7 protein-coding genes are annotated in these 12,293 nt (G+C 48.0%); 6 read left to right on the top strand and 1 reads right to left on the bottom strand.

Annotated elements, in window-relative coordinates; translation table 11 throughout:
• Positions 1-373: 373 nt before the first annotated feature.
• The gene (locus ACKGJP_RS29715) at positions 374-3,328 is read left to right on the top strand and encodes an OmpL47-type beta-barrel domain-containing protein (protein ID WP_409342385.1); all 2,955 of its coding nucleotides are present in this window, start codon (positions 374-376) and stop codon (positions 3,326-3,328) included.
• A 103-nt stretch (positions 3,329-3,431) separates the two neighbouring features.
• Here ACKGJP_RS29715 and ACKGJP_RS29710 read toward each other — a convergent pair whose 3' ends face one another.
• On the bottom strand, positions 3,432-5,645 hold the full coding sequence (locus ACKGJP_RS29710) for a helix-turn-helix domain-containing protein (RefSeq protein WP_409342384.1): 2,214 nt from the start codon (positions 5,643-5,645) through the stop codon (positions 3,432-3,434).
• Positions 5,646-5,993: 348 nt separating this feature from the next.
• Here ACKGJP_RS29710 and ACKGJP_RS29705 point away from each other — a divergent pair, with 348 nt between their 5' ends.
• The 5 genes from ACKGJP_RS29705 (at position 5,994) to ACKGJP_RS29685 (ending at position 12,199) form a co-directional block, all read left to right on the top strand.
• Entirely contained in the window at positions 5,994-7,589 is a 1,596-nt protein-coding gene (locus tag ACKGJP_RS29705) for an extracellular solute-binding protein (RefSeq protein WP_409342383.1), read from the top strand.
• Between the two features lie 80 nt (positions 7,590-7,669).
• Positions 7,670-9,379 (top strand): hypothetical protein, encoded by a 1,710-nt coding sequence (locus ACKGJP_RS29700; RefSeq protein WP_409342382.1) that lies wholly within the window; start codon positions 7,670-7,672, stop codon positions 9,377-9,379.
• A complete protein-coding gene (locus ACKGJP_RS29695) occupies positions 9,376-10,431 on the top strand; it encodes a glycoside hydrolase family 105 protein (RefSeq protein ID WP_409342381.1) in 1,056 nt (351 codons plus the stop codon). Before ACKGJP_RS29700 ends, ACKGJP_RS29695 begins: the two co-directional genes overlap by 4 nt.
• Positions 10,428-11,345, top strand: a complete 918-nt coding sequence (locus ACKGJP_RS29690; RefSeq protein WP_409342380.1) for an ABC transporter permease — start codon at positions 10,428-10,430, stop codon at positions 11,343-11,345. Before ACKGJP_RS29695 ends, ACKGJP_RS29690 begins: the two co-directional genes overlap by 4 nt.
• Positions 11,339-12,199 carry a carbohydrate ABC transporter permease gene (locus ACKGJP_RS29685; protein ID WP_409342379.1) on the top strand — a complete coding sequence of 287 codons (861 nt, stop codon included), beginning with the start codon at positions 11,339-11,341 and terminating at the stop codon, positions 12,197-12,199. The genes ACKGJP_RS29690 and ACKGJP_RS29685 overlap by 7 nt, the downstream gene beginning before the upstream one ends.
• The last annotated feature ends 94 nt before the right edge of the window (positions 12,200-12,293 follow it).

Raw genomic sequence — 12,293 nt, 5'->3', positions numbered from 1 at the left:
CAAGAAAAAGGACCTCATCCTCCACTTTGTAGTGGAATTTGAGGTCCTTTCGTGTGTAAAAAGCGCGGCTTCGAATCATGGCTGCGACTGGACGACGGCTCGGTCGTTTGGCAATGTTTGATGACAAGTAGCATCTTTGACGTTTGCTTGCTTTTTTTGCTTTGGAACCAGAATGCAAGAAATGTTATTTGTTCGCAAATGTTGTTACTGGTCGTGGCGATTACAATAGATTATAGTCATTCCGGCAGCATGTAATAGGCATCAACGTAAATTTTAAACGGGGAGGTTATGAACTATGATGAACCTTAATTAGATGGCGGTTGTTTGTTTTGGCGGTCTGCCTTAAATTATTCGAAATATTTGGAGGCTGCGTATGATTCAAAACAAAAAAATGATTTCTCTAGTCCTCGCTTTTTTGCTTATCTTTGAGATTTTTCTTTATTCACATACAAACGCACAGAAGTTTGGCGGATCAAACGATGAGTTGGCATGGAATTTGACTAACAGTGTCGCCAATGCCACCTATGCCGGCGATTATGTAACTCGATCGGGCAGCCAATTGCTTCTGAATGGCGCTTCGTTTCGGTTCTCCGGCGCCAATCTGCTAGGTTTGGTCATCATGCAAGAGGGCTGCGCTTCGGAACCGAATCCGATAGACAACAGGACGGGCTTGTGCTATCCGAGCGATTTTGAAGTTAAAGATCAGCTCGCTACGGCAAAATATATGGGGGCAACCGTGATCAGGGCGCAGGGGCTCGGCATGTCCGTCGGCTGTGCGTTGTGCTGGCATCCCGCTAAGGATGTGTGGCAGAATGAGGCTTTGGAGCGCATGGATTTTGCCCTAGCTCAAGCCGCCGAGCATGATCTGAAAGTGATTGTCCCCTTGGTGGGCCGGCCTGATCAATGCTATTACCAGGGTTGCGGGAAATTTTTTGCCAACTGGGCAGGCATATCCAATACCCAGGATCCGGCACAGAAGTTTTGGACCGATGCGGGGACATGGAATCTCTTTCAGGAATATGTCGACAAGCTTCTGAACCATGTCAATCGGTACACCGGCATTGCATGGAAGGACGACCCAGCGATTTTTGCGTGGGAAACCGGCAATGAGCTGAGGACATGGTGGGGAGATGTACTGACGAGCTGGACCGACAAGTTGTCCAGACATATCAAGCTGCAATCGGGCGCCAAGCAATTAGTCTATGATGGTACAGATGATCTGTTAGTGAATCCGGTCACATCGTTCCCGGCGAACGATCCTGCGCAGCGGGTACCTGTCGATGTTACGGCGCACCTCGCTCTCCCGTATGTAGACATCTATAATATTCACCCTTATCCAATGAAGACAGTGGAGCTTCAAAGTGCGATTGATCAGGTGGAAACAGCCGGCAAAGTTCTGGTTGTGGGGGAATACGGATGGAATAGGAACGGGTTCGTTAATGGATTTTGCGGACCTTGCACCGCGGCTTCGACGCTGAGCGACTTTTTGACTTTAATTGAGAATTCTCCAGTCGTTGCGGGCGATACCTATTGGTCCTTGTGGGGGCATGCGGACAACTACGGCTATATCCAGCATCCGGATGGATTCGCACTGCGATATCCCGGTGATCTCGTTGATGAACGCAGCGTATCCATCAATATGCGCGCCGATGTTGCCCGTTTGCGCTCCCATGCCTATACCATGCAAGGTGTGAACGAGCCTCCGCTAGGCATCCCTGCAAAACCGAAAATCTCTCTTATTCAAAGGGTGGGCAATGATAATGTGGTGGCTTGGGAAGGGGCTGTCGGAGCGGCCGCTTACATCGTGCAGCGCTCGACGACGAGTTCCTCCGGACCATGGACGATGGTTTGCAATTCGTGCGCTACGGACAATGAAACGCCTTGGACGGATTTGAATGCGCCTTCTGGCGCTTGGTATCGCGTACAAGGCGTCAATCTTAATCAAGTTAGTGGAGATTGGTCAGAGGCGGCGCAGCAGAAGGGCATAACGATTGTCGATCCGCTGAATGACTTCAGTAAAGTTTATGACCGCTCGCCGAATACGCGCATGGACAATGGGGTGAATCCCCTTATTCCGGATCCGTCTCGCGCGGCGCGCAATGATAAGGACTCCGCTTATATGACCTGGAGAGCCAATCAAATTACCGATATCGTTCTGACGGCATATTACTATGCGCCAAGCGACCGGCGTACGGTTGGACTTTCGCCGCTGTTGAGGTTTTGGACCTCTATCGATGGCATACAATGGACTCCTGCAGGCGACAAGGTGAAGATGATACCTCGTCCCGGACAAGGCTGGGCGGCAGTGTCCTACAGCCTGCTCGATATAGAGTCAGCTAATTTTGTTCGTGTCGGCTGGACGGCGGGAGGTGCGCAGAGCTGGAGTCCGTTAATTGGAGAAGTTCGAATCAATGCGAATAGTGATGTGCGAGAGCCGGATGCACCCACAAATGTATCGTCCGTGGCGGGTAACGGCGAGGCCGATATTAGCTTTGAAGCCCCGCAGAATTACGGCGGCAGCCCTATAACAGGATACACCGTTACTGCATGGGACGGAACGACTGCAGTCGGGACCGCATCGGGAACGACAAGTCCGATTACGATCGCGAATTTAACGAACGGGACATCTTACACGTTTTCGGTGATCGCCACGAATGGAGTGGGCGACTCGGATTCTTCGGCCCCTTCGAATAGCGTGACGCCTAACAATACACCGCCGATTACGATTGACAACGCTCCTGAAAATTGGATGAACAAAGACATAACGGTCACGCTAACAGCAAGCGATAAAGATTCTGGCGTAGCAAATACCTACTATACTCTGGATGGTGGCGCTCAACAACCCGGTACAGAGGTTACGATCACGGCCGATGGCACGCATACGCTTATGTACTGGAGCGTGGACAAGGCAGGCAATGTGGAAACTAAACATACCGCCACAGTTCGGATTGATAAAACGGCACCGGCATTAAAAGTGGTTTTGGATAAGAACAAGCTTTGGCCACCCAATCATCAACTTGTACCAATCATGGCTTCGGTTAACGCAACCGATAGCTTATCGGGAGTAAACTCCATAAACTCCATCATACTCACCTCTATTACAAGCAACGAACCGGATAACGGCTCGGGGGATGGAGACCAGCCGAATGATATTCAAGGAGCGGAGTTTGGTACCTTCGATACCGGTTTTATGCTCCGTGCGGAAAGAGCCGGTAATGGAACAGGGCGGATGTATACGATCACTTATACGGTTACCGACAACGCGGGAAATATGACGAATGCTTCGGCGACTGTGTGGGTACCCCACGATCAATCAGGTGAAAAATAGCATTTGAAACTCTTAGTAAAAAAGTACATGACCGGCAGCACCTGCTGGGTCATGTACTTTTTTTAGCCGGAATTTGCATTCCGGCAATCAAGATCATGTGATGCTATTTTTTCAAAGCATTCCGATATTCGGAAGGGGTTAATCCGTGGATTTTTTTAAAGCTGCGCATAAAGCTCGTAACATTTGCGTAACCAACCTGCTCGGCAATTTGGTTAATGGAAAGCTGGCTCTCATTTAGCAAGGTTTGTGCTGCGCTCATTCGAATTTGGATCAAGTAATCCATAAAGTTTATCGTCGTGAAATCCTTAAAGGATCGGCTCAGATAGCCGGGGCTCAAATGAAATTTTTCCGCAAGATAGTTGAGCGAGAGCTCGGTATTTCCGTAATTTTTATCCAGGTACGCAATGATCTCTTCGACAGCATTCCATGTTCGTTTTCTCGCTATTCGCTTCTCCAGCATCGTTTCGAAAATATTGTCCATGATTTCCGCAAGACGCTGCTTCATATCGTCTATCGTTTCGCAATGCTCCAGGCTTTGTTCGATCCGTACATAGCTTGCTTTCAAATATTCTGCTATGGTCTCGTCTGCCGACGCCCTTCCGGCTCGATAGATGAGTTGTAAGGCAAATTGAACGATGCCTTGATGAATGATATTGCTGTCAGCGATTATGCCGAACATCGAGTCAATGGCCTTAGACGCTTTCTCGCGATCAACCTGCTTGACCGCTTCCAGTAAAACTTCGGCTAGCTCATAAAGAAGTAGGAGTCTGTTTGAATCGTCCGTGATATCGTGTCGCGTAATGATGGAATTGCGCCCGGCTACCATTTTATAATGAATCCATTGTTGCGATTCTTGATAAGAGAGCCGTATATCGCTGAACTGTTCATAGTGAGAGCCGATGCCAATACTGATCGTCTGTTTGAAATAGGCAGTTACTACCTCTTGCAAGGATTGGGCGAAGGATCGTGCCAGCCGTTCATTTGAATCGGGATGATTGTCTTTGAAGCTGACGAGTATGGCGACCTGATATTCGTTAATCTGAACGGCAGCGCCGCATAAAGGCTGATCCTCCACATTCATCAGCTCTTCGGCCACGTTGCTGATCGCATATAGATACAAATTAACGTCATTCACATGCTCATGAGTGATTCGATTATCCAGCTCGGCAGTCATAACGAGAAAGTTGCTAGGGTAGATCGAGATTCCGATATGATCGAAATAAGTTTTGGCCAAATCATAACGCAAACGATGACCTACGAATATATCAAACAATATTTGCAGCTTGAGCATAGGCTTGTTTTCATGAAGCTGCCGTTCCGCATCCGAATAGCTGGCAACCATATTGCGAATGCGGTTTTCCAGCGATCCGAGTTCAGTGGAGATTGGTTTGTCCCCGGGACGTTTGGTGTGACCGGACTGTTTATCCACCAGCTGCGCAACGCTATTGATAAAAAGCTCGACAGGATAAAACCACTTTCTATTCAAAAATACGACTGAGCCAATAGATAGGATGATCATACAAGCGGCAAGTGCGATTAATACATTCCGGATCGTCAGGAACAAATCGCTTACTTGTTTCTGATCCACGATGTAGACAAGCTTCCAGCCTGTATATTGCGAATTGACATAGAAAATCCATTCGGATTGTTTGCCGTTCGTATAATGAAAAGAACCGCTGTCATTACGCGTCCCTATATCCTCCATGCGCAAATCCGACGCAAACTGTTGACCGATTTTTGTTTTGTCGCTATGCGATAGAATGATCCCTTGACGATCGATCACAAAGACGTTCCCGTTGCCGTTGAACCTCAAGTCCGAGAACATTTGGGACAAGCTTTCTTCCTGGATGTTAACGGCGATCATGCCGGTTCGATTCTCCGGTTTCTCCGCCGCAGGGAAATGTCGAATCAGAGTAACATTAGGCTGCGAGGAGCGATTCTCATCTTCAAGCGGGCGAGTTACCCATATGTAATAAGAAGGATCCTCTGCATAGGCTGTAACCCACTCCGCCGCTTTCTTATCCTCCAGCGATTGATGAAATTCATCAGAAAGAACGGTATTGTTCCGTTTGGAGTACATGTAGATGGAGGCGATATTGGAGTTCGAATTTTTTAAGAGGCCTATCTGTTTTTGAACATTGTAGAGTTGAAGCAAATAGTTCGTTTCCTGGGAACGGGCTGTATTGTAGTAAAACTGGGCGTCATTGGATTGGAGCAAACGAATGGTCGACCGATCAATGGCGCTTAGCATGCTTTCGATTCGTTTGTTGATTTGATCGAGCATGTTCAGATTGGATTGAACTACTTCTTGCTCCAATCGCTGCGTACCGCTTAAATAGGAGACAATGACTGTACATAAAACAATGAACATTAAAAAAAGAGCATATACGAATTGAATCCGTGTGGATCTTCCTTTAAGCAAGAAGCCACCTCCAATGAAGTCTGGTAACCAAATGTTTTTTAATCTTAAATCAATGCACGATACGGCGGCAAGTTACATTTCCCGCTCGAGTTTTCATTTTTTGCGATGTATCGTATAAACGATAAAATGTAATCGAACTTGCAATTTTGTCGCTAGTCAGAGAACTACCCATGTTCTTATAGTGATAGCAACGGAAGCGGGATTGCTTTCCGAATCAAATACAGTTCAGGAGGTCACAGACAGATGGAAAACAAAAAAGGGATGACGATGACCGTCGTCACTTTGATTGCCGCATCGATCATGGCGAGCGCTTGCAGCAGCAAAGGGGGAGGAGGAGCGACGGGGGGGAATGCAGATGCCGGAAAAAAGGCGGAAACAGGAAGCCAGTCCACTCCTAAGAAGAGTTCGGGAAAAGTGTCGGCATCCATCTATGATCGCGGTGCGGTAGCCGCAGATCAAGGCACATATGAAAAAAACAAGTGGACAGATTGGATCAACAAGCAGTCTGGGATAGACGTGTCGTGGACTCCCATTCCGCGCTGGGAAGAGCAGGACAAATTTAATGTATTGGTCGCATCGGGTCAAGCCCCTGACTTGATTACGTCCTACGACCGGGCGATGCTGGCGCGCTTTGTCAGTCAAGGTGTCGCGCAACCTATCGATGAATATGTCAAAAAATATAGTACGTCATACAAGGCCTACCTTGAAAAGCACCCGGAGCTTCTCCCGTACGTTACTTTTGATGGGAAAATGTATGCTATTGCAAGCGTGAGACCGACGAGGGCGCAAACGCAAATTTGGGTACGTAAAGATTGGCTGGACAAATTGGGTCTGAAGATGCCAACCAGCGTCGACGAGTTGATTGAAGTAGCAAAAGCTTTCCGGGACAAGGATCCTGACGGCAATAACGCGAAGGATACGACCGCGATTGCGATGTCGGGAGCGTATGGCGCAATCGTTGACGATTGGTTCATGGCACGCGGCGGAGAGTGGTTCCTTGAGAATGGAAAGGCGACGTTGAACTTCTTCACGGGCAGGTACGAAGATTCGCTTGCCTTCCGGAAGTTAGTATACGACGAAGGCTTGGTAGACAAAGAGTTTGTTACGGACCAAAACTATGAAAGACAGAAGCAGTTATGGGTAACGGGAAAAGCCGGATTTATGTTCGGAACGATGACGGACGGACTATATCCGGAATTTTTCCAAAATCAGCCCAATGCCGTTATAGCGCCGGTAGGCGTGCTTTCGACCAAGTATGGAACCAACGGCTATCAGAAGGAACAGCCAAACTACCTTTTAACGATTCTGAATAAGAATGCCAAGGATCCTGAGGCGGGCATGAAGTTTGTAGACTGGATGATTGACGATGGCTGGAAAACGTTAACTTATGGCAAAGAAGGAGAAGACCACGTTGTGAAGAATGGTCTGCCGGTCATCTCGGATCCGAATAAGTTCAAGAAAGAAGTTGGCTTCATGAGCGAATATCGGATTGTCAATCAAGAGAAAATGACGGCGGAATCGATGCTGGCGGCGGCCGGAGATGATCCGATTCAGCAGAAGATCGCTCGTTTGCGCGGAGAGATGTTCAAAATTTCGGAATCCACTCCGTACCGGAAAGACTTCCCTTATCCGCCAACAGTAGACGAGTACTCGAGTGTTGCCGGACAATTCACCAAGAAATGGCAGGAACTGATTACGCAGGTCACCATGGGCGGCAAAGCGAAGACACCAGAGTGGGGCATCCAGGAGCTTAAGAAAGAATGGAGCAATTTGGGCGGGGAAGAGATTAACGCAAAAGTTCAGAAATGGTACGACAGCAATAAGGGCAGCTTGAAGTAGCCGAGTTTTGAAGGAGCCGCTGTGCGCTTATTGCATCTGCGGCTTTTTTTCTGCCAAGACGCTTGAAAGGATGGGACGAAGTGGAAGAAAAATGGTTAATGAGAGAGCTTGAGAAGAAATGGAAAGAGATCGAATCATACCAAGTTCGGCAAAGCGGCAGCCATTGGAGAGGAGCATTTGAAATCCCCGATTCGGCGTATAAAGGGATGTACGTACAGATCGAAACGGGCTTGCAAATGACAGTACCGCTATATAGTCATCCCGAATCGAAATGGTACCGAAGCGGCGCATTGTTAGAAGTGATTGAGGAACAGATCGATTACTTGCTTCGTTCGCAGTATCCTTCCGGATGCATATCGCTCATTAACTGCAATATCGATTCGCCTCCGGATACAGGCTTCGCGGTTCACATTGCGAGTTTGAGCTATCATGCTTTGGCTTCAGTAGATGCGCCCGAAGCGCATGCGGTAAGCGGTAAATTGAAACAATTTTTATATGGGACAATTCCCTGCTTGTTAAAAGGTGGCATCCATACACCGAATCATCGCTGGGTCATCTGCGGCGCTTTAGCCCTGCTGTCTGAGATCTTTCCTGATGAGCGCCTTCGCGAGCGTGCCGACGCTTATTTCGCAGAGGGGCTAGATATCAATAAGTCCGGCGAATGGACGGAACGAAGCAATGCGGTTTACAATGCCGTCTGCTGTAATTTCCTCTATCATGCGGCAAGAGTATTTCAATATGAAGATTTGATAGCGCCGATTGCAAGCAACTTAGAGATGATGAAATATATGCTTCACCCGGACGGAGCCATCGTAACGGAATATTCCAGCCGTCATGACCGTGGCAAGACATTCTATCTAAGCGATGAATATTATATCGCCTTCACATTGATGGCCTCGCATACAAAGAGCAACATGTTTCGAACACTCGCGGACGAAGCGCTAAAATATGCAACGAATCCTGGATTGCCGTTGCTTTATTGGATGCGATTTCCCAATGAGATGAAAGGAGCGGGAGAACGTTCTCCGCTTCCGTTGTCCTATGATGTGCTGCTGAACGAAGGCAGTCAGGCGGCGGTATCAGGCTCAATGCCTTATGTTCGCACATCCTTCCATTCAGGTTCGCCGCTGGTTCGTTATAGACATGAAGATTTAAGTGTCACCCTTGTATCAGGGCAGCCCGAATTTTTGTGTATTCAATTTGGAAAGGCGAGAATGGTAGGTCTTCGCTGGTCGTTAGGCTGGTTCGGCATCGCGGGAGTTCCTATGGCGAAGCTTGAGAAGCGCTCCGAAGGCTGCTATGAAATGTCGATCCAAGTAGAGGGTGCCTATTTCGGTCCGGTAGAAGGAGCGGGTATTGGTCGGACAGGTCGTTCCGCTTTTGATTTCAACTTTGAAGGACGAGAGAAGACGCATATATCCAAATTGGAAATGCGTGTCGGAATTGCTCTGAGGCCAGATGGCTTGACGGTAAAGCTGAAGGCCGAACAGATGCCGAATTTATTCGCGCAAACGGTGTTCAGCTTCGCTCCGGGTGGTGTCATCGAAAGTGACGGATGCTCTCGTCTGGCGGATCATCTATACCTGCATTCCGCTGGCAGTTTCGTTTACCGCTATGGAGACGATCGGATCGAGATTGTAGGCGGGGCTGACGAGCATCGCTACGTTTGTTTGCGAAACGACGATATCGATCCGCAATTGCTGAATGTGATAAGCAACTTTACGACGCCGATGACGGCAGAGTTGCATATTCATTGCTACAGAGATACGAAGGGAGAGAACGTTCAATGACATCCATTCATCATATATTAGAGCGTGTAGCTGCCCATTCCATGGATTCAGAAGGCGAGCTGTCCTCTCAAATGAAAGCCTGGCAGTGGGGGCAAGGCGTCGCGCTATATGGTTTAACAAAGACGTATGAGCAATTAGGCGATCCAAGCATGCTTGATTATGTGGAACGCTGGCTGGATGGCCATTTGCGGCAGCATGCGCCTGGGCGAAGTATCAATACGACGGCTCCGGTGCTGGCGGCCCTAAGCTGGATGAAATTGCAGGACAGCGCAAAGTATCGTTCCTTATGCGAGCAGTTTGCAAGCTGGTGTATGTCTGATGCACCGCGGACGCTGGAGGGCGCTTACGAGCATTCTTGTACGGAGAACGTATACCCAGGTCAAATATGGGCGGATACCCTGTTCATGGGTTGCATTTTTTTGGCGGAGTGGGGAGTTTACACAGGTAATCAAGAATTCGTCAGAGAGGCTGCCCGTCAGTTCGTTCTGCATTATAACTATTTGGGGGATAACCGTTCTGGCTTGATCTACCATGGCTATTACGGTAATGAAGGCAAGCGAATGGGGGTGCTCTGGGGTAGAGGAAACGGTTGGTTTACCGCTGCTTCGGCAGTTGTGCTCCCTCACTTGCGGGGGTTGCCGGAGTATGAAGAAGTATTGCGCAATTATCGGCTGCATGTGCAAGGCGCGGTCGAAAGGCAGCATCTTTCCGGTGCATGGCATACGGTGATGGACGATCCGGCCACATATTTGGAATCTTCCGTTACTGCTGCATTTGCTTTTGGATTGAACATCGGCATCGAGCATGGATGGCTGGAGAAAGCCGCTTATCGCACGCCTGCGAAGAAGGCGATTCAGGTTCTGAATGCCAATATCAGCGCGGAAGGGCAGGTTCAGCACGGTTCAGGGGGCACTTGCGTAATGCCGACCGCTGCGGAGTATAACGACATTCCGTACAGTGCCAGCCCGTTTACGCAAGGGCTTGCTTTGCTGGCATTATGCAGTGAAATGTCGCAAAGCAAGGGTCTGCAGCAGAAAGGATCCGACAGATGAGTGCAATGAACCGGGTTATGAAAGATGTGATTCGCGACAAATATTTATATCTGTTCTTACTTCCGGGTCTTGTGTACTTTCTTTTGTTTAAATATGCGCCTTTATACGGTGAACTGATCGCGTTCAAAAATTTTCGGGTCATGGACGGCATTTGGGGAAGCGATTGGGTAGGGCTCAAACATTTTAACCGTCTGCTTCATGACAAAGAGTTCTGGGTCATTCTGCGCAATACGCTGCTGCTGAATCTTTATAACATCGTATTCGTATTTCCGGCTCCCATCCTGCTAGCGATTTTATTGAATGAAATTCGCACAACTTGGTTCAAGCGCACGCTTCAGAATGCTCTATATTTGCCGCATTTTATGTCTTGGGTAGTGCTTGGTGGTATCTTGATCGGAATCCTTTCTCCTGGCACCGGGATTCTTAATATGATCCTTTCAAAAGGACTCGGCATTGAACCGATTTATTTCATGGCGAGCAAATTTTGGTGGCCGATCGTGTTTACGATTTCTTCCATTTGGCAAACGGCGGGTTGGGGAACGATTCTGTATCTTGCAGCAATGGGCAATATCGATTCACAGCTCTACGAGGCAGCCAAGATCGACGGCGCCAGCAAGTTTCGGCAAATTTATCATGTCACGATACCTGGCATCAGGGGGACAATCGCGATTTTGCTCATCATGCAGATGGGGAAAGTGATGGACGTTGGATTCGAGCAAGTATTCAATTTGCAGAATAGTGCGGTCTTTAGCGTTGCCGACGTGATTAGTACGTATGTATATCGCGTGGGTCTACTGGGAGCGCAGTACAGCTATGCGACAGCAGTAGGGCTATTCCAAGGAATTGTCGGGCTTATTCTCGTGCTGCTCGTCAATAAAATCATTAAATCGATGGGGGAGGGAGGAATGTGGTAAACGCCAAACCTATACTGCGAGCAGCGAATGGATTGATTCTGATCTTCTGTGCGCTGACGACAATCTTCCCCTTGCTCAGTGTGCTTGCTGTATCATTCAGCAGCAGCCGAGCCGTTCTGTCGGGCGAAGTGTTTCTATGGCCTGTCGAATTCAACATAAAAGCTTTTCAGAAGCACTTCGAGTCGGGTCTGCTGTTCATAGCGATGAGAAATACGATTATCATCACAGTAGTCGGGACGTTCCTGCAAATGTTTTTTACAACGCTGACCTCATATTCATTGTCTAAAAAACGGCTTCGCGGCCGTAGTATCGTGCTGTTGCTGATTTTATTCACCATGTTATTCGGCGGGGGCCTTATCCCGATGTTTTTGCTTCTGAAAAACTTATACCTTCTGGATTCCTTTTGGGCGATATGGCTGCCGGGGTTAATAAGCGTATATAACTTGTTCGTTATGAAAACATTTTTCGAGTCACTTCCCTTGGAAATCGAGGAATCGGCAACGATTGACGGGGCGAGCGATCCGATGATTTTATGGAAGATCATTCTGCCGCTTAGCAAGCCGATTATTGCTGCATTGTCGTTATTTTACGCTGTTGGATTGTGGAATGTATATTCGCAAGCTTTATATTTCTTGAATAGCTCCAATCTAATGCCGCTGATGGTGCGCTTATATCAAATGGTTCATGTCACTTCGCTGGATAGCTTATTGGATAATTCGGAGACGAATTTGATCCAGCCCGAGAGTATTAAGGCTGCAGCAATCGTGATTTCGGTTGCGCCCATATTGTGCGTATATCCGTTCCTGCAAAAGTATTTTGTCAAAGGGGTGTTAATGGGTTCGGTAAAGGGCTGAAGATGGCTAGGCATACTACAATATAAGGGACGAAGTTCTTGTTATTAGGCGATGACAAGAACTTCATCTCATTCTTCTCAATTTTTACAGGAGT

The organism is Paenibacillus litoralis, assembly GCF_046244365.1.
GTDB lineage: Bacteria > Bacillota > Bacilli > Paenibacillales > NBRC-103111 > Paenibacillus_V.
This window is presented reverse-complemented; position numbering and strand designations above follow the sequence as displayed.

Coding starts and splice junctions, on each gene's coding strand:
- ACKGJP_RS29715 (WP_409342385.1), top strand. CDS start 374: ATGATTCAAAACAAAAAAATGATTTCTCTAGTCCTCGCTTTTTTGCTT.
- ACKGJP_RS29705 (WP_409342383.1), top strand. CDS start 5,994: ATGGAAAACAAAAAAGGGATGACGATGACCGTCGTCACTTTGATTGCC.
- ACKGJP_RS29690 (WP_409342380.1), top strand. CDS start 10,428: ATGAGTGCAATGAACCGGGTTATGAAAGATGTGATTCGCGACAAATAT.
- ACKGJP_RS29695 (WP_409342381.1), top strand. CDS start 9,376: ATGACATCCATTCATCATATATTAGAGCGTGTAGCTGCCCATTCCATG.